This window comes from Actinacidiphila bryophytorum, from assembly GCF_016916835.1.
Classification (GTDB): Bacteria; Actinomycetota; Actinomycetes; order Streptomycetales; family Streptomycetaceae; genus Actinacidiphila; species Actinacidiphila bryophytorum.
Window position 1 is genome coordinate 69190 of the sequence record NZ_JAFFIX010000005.1, and the last position, 18566, is coordinate 87755.

The 18566-nt window shown below is 73.8% G+C and carries 13 protein-coding genes, 1 pseudogene and 1 riboswitch; of the genes and pseudogenes, 7 read left to right on the top strand and 7 right to left on the bottom strand.

Features of this window, described 5'->3' with window-relative positions; genetic code table 11:
• Positions 1-33: 33 nt before the first annotated feature.
• Complete coding sequence (locus JT723_RS09590; RefSeq protein ID WP_205044096.1) at positions 34-543, bottom strand: Asp23/Gls24 family envelope stress response protein; 510 nt, start codon at positions 541-543, stop codon at positions 34-36.
• Positions 544-682: 139 nt separating this feature from the next.
• Between JT723_RS09590 and JT723_RS09595 the strand changes: the two genes are divergently transcribed.
• The gene (locus tag JT723_RS09595; protein WP_372441259.1) at positions 683-1447 is read left to right on the top strand and encodes a nucleopolyhedrovirus P10 family protein; all 765 of its coding nucleotides are present in this window, start codon (positions 683-685) and stop codon (positions 1445-1447) included.
• Positions 1448-1659: 212 nt separating this feature from the next.
• Here JT723_RS09595 and JT723_RS09600 read toward each other — a convergent pair whose 3' ends face one another.
• The 6 genes from JT723_RS09600 to JT723_RS09625 form a co-directional block, all read right to left on the bottom strand.
• Entirely contained in the window at positions 1660-2457 is a 798-nt protein-coding gene (locus tag JT723_RS09600) for an enoyl-CoA hydratase/isomerase family protein (RefSeq protein WP_205044097.1), read from the bottom strand.
• Between the two features lie 120 nt (positions 2458-2577).
• Positions 2578-2799 (bottom strand): helix-turn-helix domain-containing protein, encoded by a 222-nt coding sequence (locus JT723_RS09605; RefSeq protein WP_031522969.1) that lies wholly within the window; start codon positions 2797-2799, stop codon positions 2578-2580.
• 399 nt (positions 2800-3198) lie between these two features.
• Positions 3199-4797, bottom strand: a complete 1599-nt coding sequence (locus JT723_RS09610; protein WP_205044098.1) for an ABC-F family ATP-binding cassette domain-containing protein — start codon at positions 4795-4797, stop codon at positions 3199-3201.
• A 150-nt stretch (positions 4798-4947) separates the two neighbouring features.
• A complete protein-coding gene (locus JT723_RS09615) occupies positions 4948-6318 on the bottom strand; it encodes a hypothetical protein (RefSeq protein ID WP_205044099.1) in 1371 nt (456 codons plus the stop codon).
• Between the two features lie 63 nt (positions 6319-6381).
• Positions 6382-7497 carry an alpha/beta hydrolase family protein gene (locus tag JT723_RS09620; RefSeq protein ID WP_205044100.1) on the bottom strand — a complete coding sequence of 372 codons (1116 nt, stop codon included), beginning with the start codon at positions 7495-7497 and terminating at the stop codon, positions 6382-6384.
• 362 nt (positions 7498-7859) lie between these two features.
• On the bottom strand, positions 7860-8588 hold the full coding sequence (locus JT723_RS09625; protein ID WP_205044101.1) for a class II aldolase/adducin family protein: 729 nt from the start codon (positions 8586-8588) through the stop codon (positions 7860-7862).
• Between the two features lie 31 nt (positions 8589-8619).
• Here JT723_RS09625 and JT723_RS09630 point away from each other — a divergent pair, with 31 nt between their 5' ends.
• The 6 genes and pseudogenes from JT723_RS09630 (at position 8620) to cobN (ending at position 18402) form a co-directional block, all read left to right on the top strand.
• Positions 8620-10011, top strand: coding sequence for an NAD(P)/FAD-dependent oxidoreductase (locus tag JT723_RS09630; RefSeq protein WP_205044102.1), 1392 nt, complete (start codon positions 8620-8622; stop codon positions 10009-10011).
• A gap of 204 nt (positions 10012-10215) precedes the next feature.
• Entirely contained in the window at positions 10216-11469 is a 1254-nt protein-coding gene (locus JT723_RS09635) for an inorganic phosphate transporter (protein WP_205044103.1), read from the top strand.
• A 20-nt stretch (positions 11470-11489) separates the two neighbouring features.
• Positions 11490-11690 carry a hypothetical protein gene (locus tag JT723_RS09640; protein WP_205044104.1) on the top strand — a complete coding sequence of 67 codons (201 nt, stop codon included), beginning with the start codon at positions 11490-11492 and terminating at the stop codon, positions 11688-11690.
• A 76-nt stretch (positions 11691-11766) separates the two neighbouring features.
• Positions 11767-11954: riboswitch (cobalamin riboswitch) on the top strand.
• Positions 11955-12065: 111 nt separating this feature from the next.
• Positions 12066-12995: pseudogene (locus JT723_RS09645) on the top strand (cobalamin biosynthesis protein); the annotation flags it as partial.
• A 236-nt stretch (positions 12996-13231) separates the two neighbouring features.
• On the top strand, positions 13232-14707 hold the full coding sequence (locus tag JT723_RS09650) for a cobyric acid synthase (RefSeq protein WP_205044342.1): 1476 nt from the start codon (positions 13232-13234) through the stop codon (positions 14705-14707).
• Positions 14704-18402, top strand: coding sequence for a cobaltochelatase subunit CobN (gene cobN / locus JT723_RS09655; RefSeq protein WP_205044106.1), 3699 nt, complete (start codon positions 14704-14706; stop codon positions 18400-18402). The genes JT723_RS09650 and cobN overlap by 4 nt, the downstream gene beginning before the upstream one ends.
• Positions 18403-18566 lie beyond the last annotated feature (164 nt).

The following is an 18566-nucleotide window of genomic DNA, read 5'->3' on the forward strand; positions in this document are numbered from 1 at the left end:
GCGTCTGCGTGCCGCTGTGCCGCACCGGTGCCACTACTGGACCCGCTGCTCACGGTCGTCGTCATCGTCCTCGTCCGGCAGCTTCACGTCGCCGACCGCGATGTTGACCTCGACCACTTCCAGACCGGTCATCCGCTCGACCGCGGCGATCACGTTCTCCCGTACCGCGCGGGCGACATCGACGATCGAGACGCCGTAGTCGACGACGATGTCCAGGTCGAGTGCGGTCTGCACCTCGCCCACCTCGGCCTTGACGCCGCGGGTCACCGAGCGGGTGCTGCCCGGGACGCGGTCGCGCACCGCGCCGAAGGTGCGGGACAGGCCGGTGCCCATCGCGTGCACGCCCACCACGTCGCGGGCGGCCAGCCCGGCGATCTTCTCCACCACACCGTCGGCGATGGTGGTGCGCCCCCGGCTCGCCGGGTCGCCGAGCGCCTTGCGGGCCGAACCCCCCGCGGTGCCCTTGTCCAGGGTCCTTCCGTTCTCCGGCGTCATCGACGAACCTTCCGGCTCCGTCCGGCCGTACTGCCCGCTGTCGGTCATCGCGAGTCGTCCCTTCGTCTGGGCTGCTCCGTGCACCACACTAAGTCCGCATGCCCTGGCGCGCTGCGGGGATGCGTCCACAGGGGAAGGCCGCCACCCCCATACGAGTGGTCGGCACACCGGAAGGCGATGAAACCTGGTGACCATGGACCGACTGGCCAGGACCGTGCGGGAACAGGTGGCCCTCGGGCGGCTCCTCCCGCTGGGCGAGGCAGCGGACGCCGCCTGGATCACCGAGAGCGCCGCGGTCGGCGCGCTGCGGCGGGCCGCAGGCAAGGTGCCCGGGGTGCGGCTGGGTGCGGTGGCGCTGGCTCTCGGCGAGGACGGGCAGGAGCCGGCGGCGGCGGACGGCGCCGCGCCGGTGGGAGCCTTGCCGCACCGGCCGCTGCGGATCACCGCGGACTTCGAGGCAGGACTTGACGACCCGTTGCCGCGCACCGCCGAGCGGCTGCGGGCCGCGCTGTGGGCGACGGCCCAGGACTGGCTGGGGGTGCCCGTGCACTCCGTCGACCTGGCCGTCACCGGGCTGCTCGACGGCGGGCCGGCCGGGGAAGCCGTCCTCGAAGGCGTCGTGGTCGAGGACGGTGAGGGGCCGCAGGAGCTGGCGCAGGACGCGGCGGCCGGCGGGCCCGCGCCCCGGGTGGCGGCCGCCGCGCTGGCGGTGCCCGGGGTGCTGCGGCTGACCCGGCGGCTGGCCGGGCTCGGCTCCGGCGTCCGGGTCCGCGACAGCGCGGCGGGCGCGGATACGCCGGCGGGCCGCCGGGTCCAGCTGCAGTTCGCGGTGGCGGCGGGCCACCGACCGGCCGTGGTGGCGCGGGCGGTGACCGCGGCCGTCGCCCCGGTGGCCGCGGCGGACGCGCCGGGTCCCGTGACGACCGCGGTCGTGGTGACCGACACCTGCTGAGCCGCCGGACCGGTGGCCCGGGGCCCGTCCGGTGCCCTAGGCCGTGTTTTGGAAGTCCGCCTGCCCCGCGGCGTCTGGCACGCACGCTCGCTGCGTTGTCGGAGTCGTCCGAGTAGGCCCACTACGAGGACGACCCTCCGCCTTGCGATCGCACGCACCGGACGCCGCGCGGCCCGCCCTGTGGGCGGACGGCGCTACTTCCAAAACACGGCCTAGTCGTCGGCGCCGGTCAGGCTGCGCAGCCTGCGGGCCTGGGCGGCGCGTTCTGCCGCGAACTGGTCGGCCTCGGTGTGGGCCAGTGCCGTACGCAGCAGTGCCTTCGTCTCGTTGACCGCGTCGCGCGGCGGCGCCAGCAGGGCCGCCGTCAGGTCGCCCACCGCGGCGTCCAGCTCGACGGCGGGCACCACGAGGTTGGCGAGCCCGGTGCGCGCGGCCTCCTCGGCGTGCACATAGCGGCCGGTCACGCAGATCTCCAGCGCACGGCCGTAGCCGACCAGCTCGGCGAGCGGCTTGGTGCCGGTCAGGTCGGGCACCAGGCCCAGGCTCGTCTCCCGCATGGCGAACTGCACGTCGTCCGCGCACACCCGCAGGTCGCAGGCCAGCGCGAGCTGGAAGCCGGCCCCGATCGCATGCCCCTGGACGGCGGCGACCGTGATCAGGTCGGTGCGCCGCCACCAGGTGAAGGCCTGCTGGTACCCGGCGATGATCACGTCGAGTTCGGCCGCCGAGCCGCGCCCGAGTTCCAGGAACGACGGACCGCCGTCGAAGCCCTCGGGCGTGAACGCCTGCCGGTCGAGACCGGCGGAGAAGGACGGGCCCTCGGCGCGCAGCACCGCGACCCGTACCTGCCCCGGCAGCATCCGGCCGGCCTCGGTCAGTGCGCCCCACAGGGCGGGCGACTGGGCGTTGCGCTTGGCCGGATTGCACAGCGTGACGGTCGCGACGGTGCCGGTGCCGTCCAGCGCGAGCCGGACTCCGTCGCGTTCGAGCAGGATCTTGTCATCGGGCATCGGGCACCTCCGGACGGACCGCGGACTGATTACTACTGAAGAGTAATCAACCGGTCGGCACGCCGACCCGCTGGGTGCGGGAGAGGTCCCTCCGTCGGCTTCCGGTCGTCAGGGCCTGCCTCAGGCCGTGACCGCCTTCTTGCCGCGGGTCGCCCCGCCGCGACCGCGCAGGGTCACGCCGGACTCACTGAGCATCCGGTGCACGAATCCATAGGACCGGCCGGTCTCCTCGGCCAGTGCCCGGATGCTCGCTCCGGAGTCGTACTTCTTCTTCAGGTCTGCCGCGAGCTTCTCGCGCGCGGCGCCGGTCACCCGGCTGCCCTTCTTCAGAGTCTCGGCCACCCGTGCCTCCTCCAGGGAAGTGCGCTATGGACTCTCATGATCACCCCTAAGCGCCTTCCTGGCCACCCATTCGACAAGGTCCGTCACCCGACATTCGCAGCGGGAATGCCGCGATACACGGCGAAGAAGCGGCCCCGGCGGGAAATTTCCGCCACGCAATTCCCGGGCGCGAAGCGTGCCCGCGCAATACCAGCAGGTCAGCGGGCATCGGTAAGGTGTTTGCCGACGTCACACCACTGATCACCAAGCGCTGACGCCCCGCAGGCGACAGTGCACGGGCAGTACCAGCCGGACTCACACAGATGACGGACCCGCGGTGGGCCGAATGATCGAATCCGCATGATCACCCGGCGTCCGCCCAGGTCGGACGCCGGTCGGGCAGGGCGGGCCGGCCGGCGGTCAGGCCAGCGCGACCAGGTCCGCGTAGTCCTGGCCCCACAGGTCCTCGACACCGTCGGGCAGCAGGATGATCCGCTCGGGCTGCAGCGCCTCCACCGCGCCCTCGTCGTGGGTGACCAGCACCACCGCGCCGCTGAAGGTGTGCAGGGCGCCCAGGATCTCCTCGCGGCTGGCCGGGTCGAGGTTGTTGGTCGGCTCGTCGAGCAGCAGCACGTTCGCGCTGGAGACCACCAGCGAGGCCAGCGCCAGCCGGGTCTTCTCACCGCCGGACAGCACGCCCGCCGGCTTGTCGACGTCGTCGCCGGAGAAGAGGAAGGAGCCGAGGATCTTGCGGATCTCCACCAGGTCGGTGTCCGGCGCGGAGGAGCGCATGTTCTCCAGCACCGTGCGCTCGGGGTCGAGCGTCTCGTGCTCCTGCGCGTAATAGCCGAGCTTCAGCCCGTGCCCCGGGGTCACCTCGCCGGTGTCGGGCTGCTCCACCCCGGCCAGCAGCCGCAGCAGCGTCGTCTTGCCCGCACCGTTCAGGCCCAGGATGACCACCCGCGAGCCCCGGTCGATCGCCAGGTCCACGTCGGTGAAGATCTCCAGCGAACCGTAGGACTTGGAAAGGCCGCTGGCCATCAGCGGCGTCTTGCCGCACGGGGCCGGGTCGGGGAAGCGCAGCTTCGCGACCTTGTCCGAGACCCGCACCGCATCGAGGCCGGCCAGCAGCTTGTCGGCCCGCCGCGCCATGTTCTGCGCCGCCACGGTTTTGGTGGCCTTCGCGCGCATCTTGTCGGCCTGCGAATTGAGCGCCGCGGCTTTCTTCTCCGCATTCGCGCGTTCCCGCTTGCGGCGCTTCTCGTCGGCTTCCCGCTGCTGCTGGTACAGCTTCCAGCCCATGTTGTACACATCGATCTGCGAGCGGTTCGCGTCGAGATAGAAGACCTTGTTGACGACCGTCTCGATGAGGTTCACATCGTGCGAGATGACGATGAATCCGCCGCGGTACGTCTTGAGGTAGTCGCGCAGCCAGCTGATCGAGTCCGCGTCCAGGTGGTTGGTCGGCTCGTCGAGCAGCAGGGTGTCGGCGTCCGAGAACAGGATCCTGGCCAGCTCCACCCGGCGCCGCTGGCCGCCCGAAAGGGTGTGCAGCTGCTGGCCGAGGATGCGGTCGGGCAGGCCGAGTGCCGCCGCGATCGTCGCCGCCTCCGCCTCGGCGGCATAACCGCCCTTGGTGAGGAACTCGGTCTCCAGGCGGGCGTATTTCTTCATCGCGTTCTCGCGGGTGGCGCCCTTTCCGTTCGCCATCCGCTCCTCGTTCTCGCGCATCTTGCGCAGCACGGTGTCGAGGTCGCGGGCGCCCAGGATGCGGTCGCTCGCCAGGATGTCCATGTCCCCGGTGCGCGGGTCCTGCGGGAGGTAGCCGACCTCCCCCGACCTGGTCACGCTGCCCGCGGCGGGCTGGCCCTCGCCGGCCAGCACCTTGGTCAGGGTGGTCTTGCCCGCACCGTTGCGGCCGACCAGGCCGATGCGGTCGCCCTTGGCGACGCGGAAGGACGCGGACTCGATGAGGATGCGGGCGCCGGCGCGCAGCTCAAGGCCGGTGGCAGTGATCACGGGGTTGGCTCCATGGCGTAACGGACGGCCTCACGGCCGGGTGGGCCATGCGGGCCAGTCTACCGGCGTGCGCAACCGCCTTTCCCGGGTCGCCCCCGTGGGGGCCTGACCCCGGCGTGCGGGGCAGGCCCCCACGGGGCGCGGGGAAGGTCAGGCCTCGCCGGTGTGGACCTGGAAGGCGGCCTTGCGCATGGCCTTGGCGAGGACGGGGTCGGGGTGGGCGGCGGCGAGGGCGACGAGTACCTGGACGGTCCGCGGATGGCCGACGTCACGGACCTCTTCGAGCAGCCCCGGGACCGAGCCCTGCACGGCCGTCTCCAGGTGGCTGACCAGCAGGTGGTCCTCGCCGTGGTCGGCGACCGCGGCGGCCGTGTCGACCCACAGCCAGGTCGCCTCCTCGCGGGTGAGCAGCCCGGTGGCGGTGTCGGGGTCGCCGCCGTCGAGCTCGGCCAGCCACAGCACCGCGTACGGCCGCAGCACCGGCTCGTCGACCACCGAGCGCACCGCGGGCTCCGCGGGGTCGCCCACGACCCGCAGCGCCTCGAAGGCCAGCCCGCGCAGCAGCGCGTCGTCGCCGCGTGCGGTGTCCAGGAGCTCGGCGACCGCGGGGGCGACCGGCCGGGCGGCGAGCCAGGCCCGGTATTCGGCCCGCGCGGGGCCCGGCGAGAGGCGGGCGCAGGCCCGCAGCATGGTCGCGGCGGACTGCTCCATGTGCCCGGCGGGACCCTGGGCCGCCACGCAGATCTGCTCCAGCTTGACCCACACCGCCCAGCTGCCCAGCGCGGTCAGCGTGACCTCGTCGGGCCGCTGCGGGTCGCGCGGTCGGAGCGCCCCCACCCGCACGGCGGCCTCCAGCGTCCAGTCCAGCAGCGTCGGCAGCGGGTCGCCCGCCCCGTCCGCGGGCGGCTCGTGGCGCTCGGTGCGCAGCTCCGCGACGCGCTGCCTGAGCAGGTCGAGCAGCGTGTCGATCGGCACCGGGCCGTTCGACAGGTGCAGGAAGGACAGCAACTGCGGTGCCGCCTCCACGACTTCGGCGACCAGCGACGGGTCGGGGCCGCTGCGGTCGCCGGGCAGGAAGGGGTGGGCGAGCGACCAGGCGTCGAAGAGCGCGACCCAGCCGCGCAGCACCGCCGTGTCGTCGGTGTCCCAGGCCCGCAGCCGCCAGCCGGGGCGGGCGGTGCCGCCGTGCAGTTCGATCAGCCCCGACAGCCTGGCCCGGTCCCATGCGGTGCGGATCTGGCCGGGTGTCAGGTCCAGTGCCGCCGCTGCCGCCGCGAGCGTGTCGGGGGGCAGTATCCCGGTCGGCCCCGCGGTGCCGGGGCCGGTGCCCGCCCAGCGTGCGAGCCGTACGGCGGCGGCGAGTTCGGCCCGGGCGAGCCGGGCGAGGTCCGGGAGCGGAGGCGTGCCTTCCGGCGGGCGCGGCGGTCTTGGCCTGCGCGTGGTCGCGGTCCTGCGGGCGGCCGTGAGCGGCCGGCGGGGGACGAGGCGGAGCGGAGTGTCTCGCGGGCTACGGGACGTCACTGGAGCAGTCTCGCCGTTGTGCGCCCAGATTCCCAATCGGCCGGGGATTCCGCCGAACTCCGCTCACATGAGCGGGGTCAGGAAACGACCCAGAATCTCCTCGTAGCGCACCGGGTCGGCGTTCCACATCGCCCCGTGCTGGGCGCCGCGCACACTGTGCAGCACCACCAGGTCCGGGTGGCGGGCGGCGAGTTCACGCGACGGGCCCCAGGGCGCCAGGGTGTCCTCCGGGCCGTGGAAGACCAGGGTGGGCACGGTGGGGGGCGCCGGGTCCGCGGGGGCGGCGCCGTGCCGCCCAGGGGGCTCCGTACGCCCCTCGGCCGCGCGGATCGCCAGCGGTGACAGCGTGGCGGGCAGGCCGTGCCACTCGGCTGCCGCCGCGACCGTCGAGCGCCAGTCCAGGACCGGCGAGTCCAGCACCAGGCCCTTGACGCGGTCCCTGACCGCGGACAGCCGCTGCGCGTGCAGCGCCATCGTCGCCCCGGTGGACCAGCCGTACAGCACGATGCGCTCGGCGCCGTACTCGACGGCGTAGCGCATGGCCGCGTCCAGGTCGCGCCACTCGGTACGCCCCAGGTGGCCGATCCCGTCGGGCGACGGCGGGGCGTCGGGGTCGCCGCGGTAGCCCAGGGCCAACTGGGTGAAGCGGTGGCGGTGCAGGGCGGGGAGCACGTTCATCGCGTGGGCGCGGGTCGCGCCCAGGCCGTGCACCGTGATCACCCACGTGGTGCGGGCGCCCGGCAGGTACCAGGCCGGCAGCGGCCCCAGCTCGCCCGGCACGTCCACCTCGGTGTAGTCCAGGCCCAGCGCCACCCGCGGGTTGCCGTAGTGCAGCTGCGGGGTCATCCGCACCGGGACGCCCGGGTCCAGGGCGCCGTGCGGCACGGCCAGCAGCTTCCTGGTCACCGAGTACGCGGTGCCGTCCACCACGTCGCCGGTCAGCGCGTGCAGGCCGTCGGCGGTCAGGCCGTACGTGCCGCGGCGGGCGGAGGCGGCCGTGCGGGTCAGGACCACGCGGTCCTGACCTACCGCGTGCACCGTCACCGACCCCTCGGGGGCGGGTCCCTCCGGAGAGGGACGCAGGGCGAAACGCGATCCGTACCGGCCGACCGCCACGACGGCGGCGGTGCCGGCACCCAGGGCGGCGGTGGCCGTGGCCACGGCGGTTCGTAGTCGCATCCCGTCCAGTCTCACCGACCCCCCGCCCTCCGGCCACTCGTACCCCTTGCGGGGTGCGCAGGTGATTGCCCCTTGCGGTGCGCTTGCACCTTCCGGCCCGGTGGGGGCTTATCGCGCAGTTCCCCGCGCCCCTAAAAACGCTCACCCTCCTCGCCAGAGGGCGCCGCCTGAAAGCGCCGCCTCTGCGGGAAGGGGGAGATCAGGGGCGCGTGGGGGTACCCCCTCTGGGGGAGAACGGAGCGCCAATTCACGCGCCGAAAGGTGCGAGCCCACCGCAAGGGGCAATCGCCCAGGGGCTCGGGGAACTGCGAGACCAGCCACCGCGGGGGGAAAGGCGAACGGCCACCGCAAGGGGCAGGCACTTAGCGGGCGGACCGCCGGTCTTGGCCGTAGGTCGAGAGGCGGGTCGCCGCCGTGGCGAGGTCGGACGGGGGGAGGAGGCGGGGGGCTCCGGCCGCTGAGGCCAGGAGCCAGACGCGGGCGAGCCATTCGAGCTGAGCGGTCCGCTCGTACGCCTGCCGGAGCGACGCACCGTACGCAATGGTCCCGTGATTGGCCAGCAAGCACGCGGTACGGTCCTCCAGCGCGGCCAGCGCCGCCGCGGCCAGCTCGGGGGTCCCGTACAGCGCGTAGGGGGCGACGCGCACCGCCCCGCCGAGGGTGGCGGTGACGTAGTGGATGGGCGGCAGCACATCCACCAGCGTCGACACCGCCGTGGCGTGCGGCGCATGCGTGTGCACGATCGCCTTCGCGTCGGTGCCGCGGTAGACGGCCAGGTGCAGCGGCAGCTCACTGGTGGGCGCGAGTTCGCCCGCGACCTGCCGCCCGTCGAGGTCGACGGCCACGGCGTCCTGCGGCCGCAGGTCGCCGTACGGCACCCCGGTGGGCGTCACGACGACGATGTCGCCGACCCGTGCGGACACGTTGCCCGACCTGCCGACGACGAGCCCGTCGGCAACGGTGCGGCGGGCCGCTTCGACCACGTCCGACCAGGCTTTCTCGACTGCGTCTGGCACTTCGGGCACAACGGCCTCCGTTACGGGCTCAGGCGTTGCCGTGGCCGTCGGCGGCGCAGTAGCGTCCCCGCACATCACAGGGCTCCACGGCGATTGCAGGTGCATTATGGCCACCGTCAACGGCGGAATCTCGTTCTGGTACGCAGGCACCGGCATACCGCTGCCGCGCGAGCCGCTGCCGGGGGACGCGGAGGCCGACGTGGTGATCGTCGGCGGCGGCTTCACGGGGCTGTGGACGGCGTACTACCTCAAGCAGGCCGTGCCCTTCCTGCGGATCACCGTCCTGGAGGCGAAGTTCTGCGGCTACGGCGCCTCGGGGCGCAACGGCGGCTGGCTGTACAACGGCATCGCCGGCCGCGACCGCTACGCCAAGCTGCACGGCCACGACGCGGCCGTACAGCTGCAGCAGGCGATGAACTCCACCGTCGCCGAGGTGGTGCGGGTCGCCGCCGCGGAGGGCATCGACGCGGACATCGAGCAGGGCGGCGTCCTGGAAGTGGCGTACTCCCCCGCGCAGTTGGCGCGGCTGCGGGCGTACCACGAGCGGGAGGCGGCCTTCGGCGAGAAGGACCGGCTGCTGCTGGGCGCCGCGGAGTCGGCGCGGCGGATCAGGGCGGCGGGCACGGTCGGTGCGAGCTGGACGCCGCACGGCGCCCGTATCCAGCCGGTGAAGCTGCTGCAGGGGCTGGCGGCGGCGGCGGAGCGGCTGGGGGTGACGATCCACGAGTCGACGGCGGTGACCGAGATCCGCCCGAAGCACGCGGTCACCCCGTACGGCACGGTCCGCGCACCGTACGTGCTGCGCTGCACGGAGGGCTTCACCGCGTCGGTGAAGGGGCAGCGCCGCACCTGGCTGCCGATGAACTCCTCGATGATCGTGACCGAGCCGCTGCCGCAGGAGCTGTGGGACACGATCGGCTGGGAGGGCGGCGAGACGCTGGGCGACATGGCGCACGCGTACATGTACGCGCAGCGCACCGCCGACGGCCGGATCGCGCTGGGCGGGCGCGGGGTGCCGTACCGCTTCGGTTCGCGCACCGACAACGACGGGCGGACCTCGGAGCGTACGGTCGCCGCGCTGCGCGAGGTGCTGGTGCGGCTCTTCCCCGCGACGGCCGGGGTCGCGGTCGAGCACGCCTGGTCGGGGGTGCTGGGGGTGCCGCGGGACTGGTGCGCGAGCGTGCAGCTGGACCGTACGACGGGGCTCGGCTGGGCGGGCGGCTACGTCGGCAGCGGGGTGGCGACGTCGAACCTGGCCGCCCGCACCCTGCGGGACCTGGTCCAGCAGGACTCCGGGCAGGGCCACGGCACCGAGCTGACGGCGCTGCCGTGGGTGGGCCACCGGGTGCGGCGCTGGGAGCCGGAGCCGCTGCGCTGGGCGGGGGTGCGCGGGATGTACGCGGCCTACCGCGGTGCGGACCGGCGGGAGCTGGCCGGGCGCAGTGCGGCGACCGACGCGGTGGCGCGGTACGCCGACCGGATCTCCGGGCGGCACTGACCCCTGCCCGGCCCCCACCGGGTACCCAGATGTGACGAAGCGGACATTCGGCGGCCGCGACGCCTTCCGGCAGCGGCCGCCGTTGGCATCACGTTCACCATCGCGTCATGTCGGCACCGCGAGTCCGTCGCCAGTTCACCTTCCGTTCATCAATGATCCGTACGGTCACCTCGCCACTGTCCGATCGAACGATTGCCTGGGTCCATGGAACACATGACGCTCCTGATCGGAATCGTCATCGCCACCGCACTCGTGTTCGACTTCACGAACGGCTTCCACGACACCGCCAACGCGATGGCCACCACCATCTCCACCGGTGCACTCAAACCCAAGACGGCGGTGGCCATGTCCGCCGTGCTCAACCTCGTCGGCGCCTTCCTGTCCGTCGAGGTCGCCAAGACGATCTCCGGCGGCATCATCGACGAGTCCGCCGGCATCAAACCCGAGATGATCTTCGCGGCGCTGGTCGGCGCGATCGTCTGGAACATGCTCACCTGGCTGGCGGGACTGCCCTCCAGCTCCTCGCACGCACTCTTCGGCGGCCTGATCGGCGCCACGCTGGTCGCCGTCGGCCGGCACGGGGTGCACGGCGACGCGGTCGTCATGAAGGTCCTCATCCCGGCGCTCGCCGCGCCGATCGTGGCGGGCCTGGCCTCCGCGCTCGCCACCCGGCTCAGCTACCGGCTCGACCGCAAGGCCGACCCGGAGGCCACCGCCAAGGGCTACCGGGCCGGGCAGATCGCCTCCGCGGGCCTGGTCTCGCTGGCCCACGGCACCAACGACGCGCAGAAGACCATGGGCGTCATCACCCTCGCGCTGATCACCGGCGGCGTCGTCGCCCCGCACTCCGACCCGCCGCTGTGGGTCATCGTCTCCGCGGGCGCCGCGATCGCCCTGGGCACGTACATCGGCGGCTGGCGGATCATCCGCACCATGGGCAAGGGCCTCACCGACATCCAGCCGCAGCAGGGCTTCGCGGCGCAGACCGGTGCCGCCGCCACCATCCTGGCCTCCTCCCACCTGGGCTTCGCACTGTCCACCACGCAGGTGTGCTCCGGCTCGGTGATGGGCGCGGGGCTCGGCCGCACCGGCGCCGTCGTGCGCTGGAGCACCGCAGGGCGGATGGTCGCCGCCTGGGCGCTGACCCTGCCGGCCGCCGGCCTGGTCGCGGCCGGCGCCGCGCTGCTCACCGACCAGGGCACCTGGGGCGTCGTCACCGTCGCCGTCGCAGGTCTGGCGATCTGCGCGGCGATCCGCACCGCGGCACGCCGCAAGCCCATCACCCACGCCAACGTCAACGACGCGCCCGAGCCCGCGGCCGAGCCGCAGGGCGCCGTCACCGCCGCGATCGCCGCGGTCATCCCGCCGCCGGCCGGCACCGTACCGGCGGCGCCTGCCGCCCCGGTCGCGACGGCCGCACCGGCAGGACCCACCGCACCGTCCACCGCGACCGCCTGAGCACCCGGAGGAGTCCCGTTATGAGCATCGACTGGCACGCCCTCTGGTCCGTCCTGGCCGTCACGCTGCTGTCCACCGTCGGCCTGGTCGGCGTCTTCACCCTCGGCGTCGTAGGCCTGTCCCGGCCCGGCGCGACCGCCGCCCGCGGCGGTGCGTACGTCTGCTTCGCCGCGTGCGCGGCAGCCGTCGCGTGGGGCATCTGGCTCATCGTCGCGAAGTAACTGCCCCGCAGGCGGCGGGGTGTGGACCTCACCACACTCCGTCGCCGCAGGTCAAGGGGCAGTTGACGACATCACGCGCACGTGGTGGACTGCGGGTGCCATACGGCGGCAGGAGAGGAAGTCCGGTGCGAATCCGGCGCGGTCCCGCCACTGTCACCGGGGAGTGCACTCCCAACCCGTACGTCACGGCCGGCTCGCCGGTTGGAAGACCGGGAGTGCGTAGATCCGGGAGCCAGGAGACTCTCACCGCCGGTCACGTCGAACCAGGGCGCGGACCCTGAGTGAGGACTCCTGCCATGCCCGGCGCCATCCACGAACCCCCCGGCACGTGTTCCTGTACCCCGTCCTCTCGGAGGGTGACGGCGGTCTGAGCTGATGCGTGCCGATCGCGTATACGCGTACGGCGCCGCGCTCGGCTTCCTCGGCGACCTCCTCGCGGGCGACCCCCGCCGCGGCCACCCGGTCGCGGCCTTCGGGCGCGCGGCGGGGGCGCTGGAAACCCGGATGTGGCGTAACGACCGGCTCAGCGGCGCGGCCTACGCCGCGCTGTGCGCCGGTGCCGTGACCGGTGCCGCCGCGCTCGCCGGGCGGGCGGTGCGGCCGAGCGCCGCGCTGTCCGCCGGGCTGACCGCGGCCTGCACCTGGTCGGTGCTCGGCGGTACGTCGCTGGCCCGGGAGGCCCGGGCCGTCGCGGCGGCGCTGGACGCCGGGGACATCGAGGCCGCCAGGGCCAGGCTGCCGCACCTGTGCGGGCGCGACCCGCAGCACCTGGACGCCGACCAGATCGCCAGGGCGGTGGTGGAGTCCGTCGCCGAGAACACCTCCGACGCGGTCGTCGGCGCCCTGGTGTGGGGCGCCGCCCTCGGGCTGCCCGGGCTCGCCGGGTTCCGGGCCGTCAACACGCTCGACGCGATGGTCGGGCACCGCTCGCCGCGCCACCTGCGCTTCGGGTGGGCGGCGGCCCGGCTCGACGACGCCGCAGGCTGGCCCGGCGCCCGCCTGACCGCCACGCTCGCGGCCCTGGCCTCCGCGCACCCGCTGGACGCCCTGCGCACATGGCACCGCGACGCCGCCGCCCACCCGAGCCCCAACGCGGGCCCCGTCGAAGCCGCCTTCGCCGGCGCCCTCCGGCTGCGCCTGGGCGGCACCCTGTCCTACGCGGGCCGCACCGAGCACCGCCCCCTGCTGGGCGCCCACTACCCCGCCCCGACCCCCGCCGACATCCCCCGCGCGATCACCCTCTCCCGCCGCGTCTCCGCCTTGGCGCTGGCGCTGAGCCTGATCCCTGCTCTCCTCCCCCGGGGTGACCACCCCGCCCCCCGGCCGGTCCTGCACCGCAGGACTGCACTCCTGCGCTTCCCGCCGCTGCGGCGGAAAGAATTTCCCCTCCCCCGCCCCGCGAGCGCAGCCCGCGAAGCCGCCGACCGCAGGTCGGCCTTCTTTCCGCCGCGACGGCGGGAAGCGACGCGGCGCGGGCCGGCGGTGCCGAACGTGCCGCATCCCCCGTTCCGAACCCGCCGGGAGGCGCCGTGAGAGGGCTCATGATCGCCGGGACGGCCTCCGACGCCGGCAAGAGCGTCGTCACCGCGGGGGTGTGCCGCTTCCTGGTACGCCGCGGTGTGCGGGTCGCCCCGTTCAAGGGGCAGAACATGTCGCTCAACTCGTACGTGACCCGGGAGGGCGCCGAGATCGGGCGGGCGCAGGCCATGCAGGCGCAGGCCGCCCGCGTGGAGCCGTCGGCGCTGATGAACCCGGTGCTGCTCAAACCGGGCAGCGACCGCAGCAGCCAGGTCGTGCTGCTGGGCAGACCCGTCGGCGAGATGTCCGCGCGCGGGTACCACGGCGGCAGGCAGGGCGAGTTGCTGGACGTCGTCGCGGACTGCCTTGCCGAGCTGGGGCGTTCGTACGACGCGGTGATCTGCGAGGGCGCGGGAAGCCCCGCCGAGATCAACCTGCGGCGCACCGACATCGTCAACATGGGCCTGGCCCGCCGCGCCGGCATCCCGGCCCTGGTCGTGGGCGACATCGACCGCGGCGGCGTCTTCGCGTCCTTCTTCGGCACGACGGCCCTGCTCGCCCCCGAGGACCAGGCGCTGGTCGCCGGCTACGTCGTCAACAAATTCCGCGGCGACGTGAGCCTGCTGGAACCGGGCCTCGCCATGCTGCTGAAGCTCACCGGCCGCCCCACGCTGGGCGTCCTGCCGTACGCCCGCGGCCTCGGCATCGACGAGGAGGACGGCCTGCGGGTCAGGGAGTCGCGGGCGGGCGAGCCGTACGGGCAGGAGACCCTGCGGGTCGCGGTCGTCGCGCTCCCGCTGATGTCGAACTTCACCGACCTCGACGCGCTCGCCGCCGAGCCCGGCGTGAGCGTCCGCTTCACCGACCGGGCCGAGGACGTCGCCGACGCCGACCTCGTGGTGCTGCCCGGCACCCGCGGCACCGTTAAGGCGCTGGAGTGGATGCGCGCCCAGGGCCTGGCGGCGGCGGTGGAGCGCCGCGCGGCGCAGGGCCGCCCGGTGCTGGGGATCTGCGGCGGCTTCCAGATCCTGGCCGAGCGCATCGAGGACGACGTCGAGTCCCGCGCCGGCACGGTGCCGGGTCTGGGTCTGCTGCCCGCCCGTATCCGCTTCGCCGCCGCCAAGACGCTGGCCAGGCCCGCGGGTCGGGAGTACGGCGAGCACGTCGAGGGCTACGAGATCCACCACGGCGTCGCCGAACTCCTCGGCGGCGAGGAGGACTTCCTCGACGGCAGCCGCGTCGGCGCGGTGTGGGGCACCCACTGGCACGGCTCGCTGGAGAGCGACGGCTTCCGCCGCGCGTTCCTGCGCCGGGTCGCCGCCGCGGCGGGCCGCCGCTTCGTGCCCGCGCCGGACACGGACTTCGGCGCGCTGCGCGAGGCGCAGCTCGACCGGCTCGGCGACCTGGTCGAGGAGCACATGGACACCGCCGCGCTGCTGCGGCTCATCGAGGACGGCGCACCCGCCGGACTCCCCTTCGTCCCACCGGGGGCACCATGACGACCGTTCTGCTGCTGTCGACCGCCGACACCGACCTGCTGGCCGCGCGTGCCGCGACCGCGGAGCACCCGGGCGGTGCGGCCTACCGCGTCGCCAACCCCTCCCGGGTGGACCCGCAGACCGACCTGCCGGGTCTGCTGGAGGGCGCGGACCTGGCCGTGGTGCGGCTGCTGGGCGGGCGCAGGGCCTGGGAGGAGGGCCTGGCGGTGATCGCCGCGTCCGGGGTGCCGTCGGTACTGCTGGGCGGCGAGAGCGTGCCGGACGCCGAGCTGATGGCGCTGTCCTCGGTCCCTGCGGGCGTGGTCGCGGAGGCGCTGGGATACCTGGTGGAAGGCGGCCCCGCGAACCTCGCGGAGCTGGCCCGCTTCCTGTCCGACACGGTGCTGCTGACCGGCGAGGGCTTCGAACCGCCGCGCCCCATGCCGCAGTTCGGACTGCACGGCGGCTACGCGTACGAGCCGGACCGCCCGACGGTGGCGGTGCTCTTCTACCGGGCGCACGAACTGTCCGGCAACACCGCCTTCGTGGACGCCCTGTGCGCGGCGGTCGAGGCGCGCGGCGCCAACGCCCTGCCCGTGTACTGCGGTTCGCTGCGCGGTGAAGCGCGCACGGGTGAGAGGGGCAGTGCGGACCCGGGGCTGTACGAGTTGCTGGGGCGGGCCGACGTGATCGTGGCGACGGTGCTGGCGTCCGGCGGGACGGTCGCGGCCGACGCGTCGGCGGGCGGGGCGGACGAGGCGTGGGACGTCGGCGCGCTCGCCGAACTCGACGTGCCGGTATTGCAGGGCCTGTGCGTGACGTCGTCACGCAAGGCGTGGCAGGAGTCGGACGCGGCGCTGTCGCCGATGGACGCGGCGATGCAGGTGGCGATCCCCGAGTTCGACGGGCGGCTGATCACCGTGCCGTTCTCGTTCAAGGAGACCGGCGAGGGCGATGTGCCGGTGTATGTCGCGGACCCCGAGCGCGCCGCCCGGGTCGCGGGCATCGCGGTCCGGCACGCGGCCCTGCGGCACAAGCCCAACGCCGGCAAGCGCCTCGCGCTGGTCTTCACCGCCTACCCGACCAAGCACTCCCGGGTCGGCAATGCGGTGGGCCTGGACACACCCGCCTCGGCCGTACGGCTGCTGGAGGCGCTGCGCGACGCGGGCTATGCCACCGGTGAACACCCGGCCGGGGGCGACGAGTTGATCCACCGGCTGATCGCGGCGGGCGGCCACGACGTGGAGTGGCTGACCGAGGAGCAGCTGGCCGCGGCCCCGGCCCGGGTGCCGCTCGCGGACTACCGGCGGTGGTTCGAGACGCTGGACGAGGATCTGCGGGCCGCGATGGTGCGGCACTGGGGCGAACCCCCCGGCTCGCTGTACGTGGACGGCGACGACATCGTGCTGGCGTCACTGCGGTTCGGGAACGTCGTGGTGCTGATCCAGCCGCCGCGCGGCTTCGGCGAGAACCCCATCGCCATCTACCACGACCCCGACATGCCGCCCTCGCACCACTACATGGCCGCCTACCGCTGGCTGGAGCACACCTTCGGCGCGGACGCGGTCGTCCACCTGGGCAAGCACGGGACGATGGAGTGGCTGCCGGGCAAGGGCCTCGGCCTGTCCGCGGGCTGCGCACCCGACGCGGTGCTCGGCGAACTCCCCCTGGTCTACCCCTTCATCGTCAACGACCCCGGCGAGGGCACCCAGGCCAAACGGCGCGGCCACGCCACCGTGGTGGACCACCTGGTGCCGCCGATGGCCCGCGCCGACACCTACGGCGACCTCGCCAAGCTCGAACAGCTCCTCGACGAGTACGCCCTCGTCAACGACCTCGACCCGGCGAAGGCACCGGCGATCCGCAGCCGCATCTGGGAACTGGTGCGGACCGCCGAGCTGCACCACGACCTGCACGTCGATGAGCAGCCCGACGAGGTCGACTTCAACGACTTCGTGCTGCACGTCGACGGCTGGCTCTGCGAGATCAAGGACGTCCAGATCCGCGACGGCCTGCACGTCCTGGGCGGCGGCCCGGTCGGCGAGGCCCGGGTCAACCTGGTGCTGGCGGTGCTGCGTTCCGCGCAGGTGTGGGGCGGCGCGGGTGACGCGCTGCCCGGGCTGCGGGCCGCGCTGGCCGAACACTTCGGCCTGGCCGAGAAGGAGTTGCTGGCCGCGCCCGGCGCGCCCGCGGCCGTACCGCCCGCGCTGACCGCGCTCGCCGAAGGCCCCGCCCGCACCGGCTCCGACGCCGTCGACCTGCTGGAGCAGCTGGCCAGGCGGCTCGCCGAGACGATGGAGCTGCGCGGCTGGGCCGCCGGGTCAGCCGCCGAGGCGGTGCGCGAGGTCCTCGACGGCGCCGACGTCCCGGCGGCCGTGCGGGTGCTGGACTTCGCCGCGGCCGAGGTCGTACCGCGGCTGGCCCGTACCACCGACGAGATCGACCACATCCTGCGGGCGCTGCGCGGCGGCTACGTCCCCGCAGGCCCCTCGGGATCGCCCACCCGCGGCCTGGTCAACGTGCTGCCCACCGGCCGCAACTTCTACTCCGTCGACCCCAAGGCCATCCCCTCCCGGCTGTCCTGGGACGTCGGCACCGCACTCGCCGACTCGCTGCTGGCCCGCCACCTCGCCGACAACGGCAGCTACCCCGCCTCCGTCGGCCTCACCGTGTGGGGCACCTCCTGCATGCGCACCCAGGGCGACGACATCGCGGAGATCCTCGCGCTCCTCGGCTGCCGCCCGGTGTGGGACGACGCGTCCCGCCGGGTCACCGGCTTCGAGATCGTCCCGGTGGCCGAACTCGGCCGGCCGCGCATCGACGTCACCGTCCGCATCTCCGGCTTCTTCCGCGACGCCTTCCCGCACGTCGTCGCCCTCGTCGACGACGCGGTGCGGGCCGTCGCAGAACTGGACGAGCCCGCCGACGCCAACTACGTGCGCGCGCACGCCGACCAGGACACCGCGGAGCACGGCGACCGGCGGCGGGCCACCACCCGCATCTTCGGTTCCAAGCCGGGAGCGTACGGCGCCGGGCTGCTGCCGCTCATCGACGCCCGCAACTGGCGCTCCGACGCCGACCTCGCCGAGGTCTACGCGGTGTGGGGCGGCTACGCCTACGGCCGCGGCCTCGACGGGCGGCCCGCCCGCGGCGACATGGAAGCCGCCTTCCGCCGCATCCAGGTCGCCGCCAAGAACGTCGACACCCGCGAACACGACCTCGTCGACGCGGACGACTACTTCCAGTACCACGGCGGCATGGTGGCCATGGTCCGCCACCTCACCGGCACCTCCCCCGCCGCCTACGTCGGCGACAGCGCCCTCACCGACCAGGTCCGCACCCGCACGCTCGGCGAGGAGACCCACCGGGTCTTCCGCGCGCGCGTCGTCAACCCCCGCTGGATGGCCGCGATGCGGCGCCACGGCTACAAGGGCGCCTTCGAGATGGCCGCCACCGTCGACTACCTCTTCGGCTACGACGCCACCGCCGGCGTCGTGGACGACTGGATGTACGAGCGGCTGGCGTCTGAGTACGTCTTCGACGCGGAGAACGCGGACTTCATGCGCAAGTCCAATCCGTGGGCTCTGCGGGGGATTTCCGAGCGCCTGCTCGAAGCGGCCGAGCGGGGACTGTGGTCCGCGCCTTCCCCGGACACGCTTACGCGCCTGCGCGACACCTATCTCGCCCTTGAGGGCGACTTGGAGGGCGACTCATGACCCCACCTCATTCGCCGGAAGGGCTGGATTTGCTCGGCTCCTGCGTCCACTCCCCAGCGCGTCCTCAAACGCCGGACGGGCTGATCTTGCACGCCTCACGCGTCCACCTGGCAGACGTCCATCCCCCTTGCGGGCAATCGTCCCGCGCGACTGGGAGCCGCCGC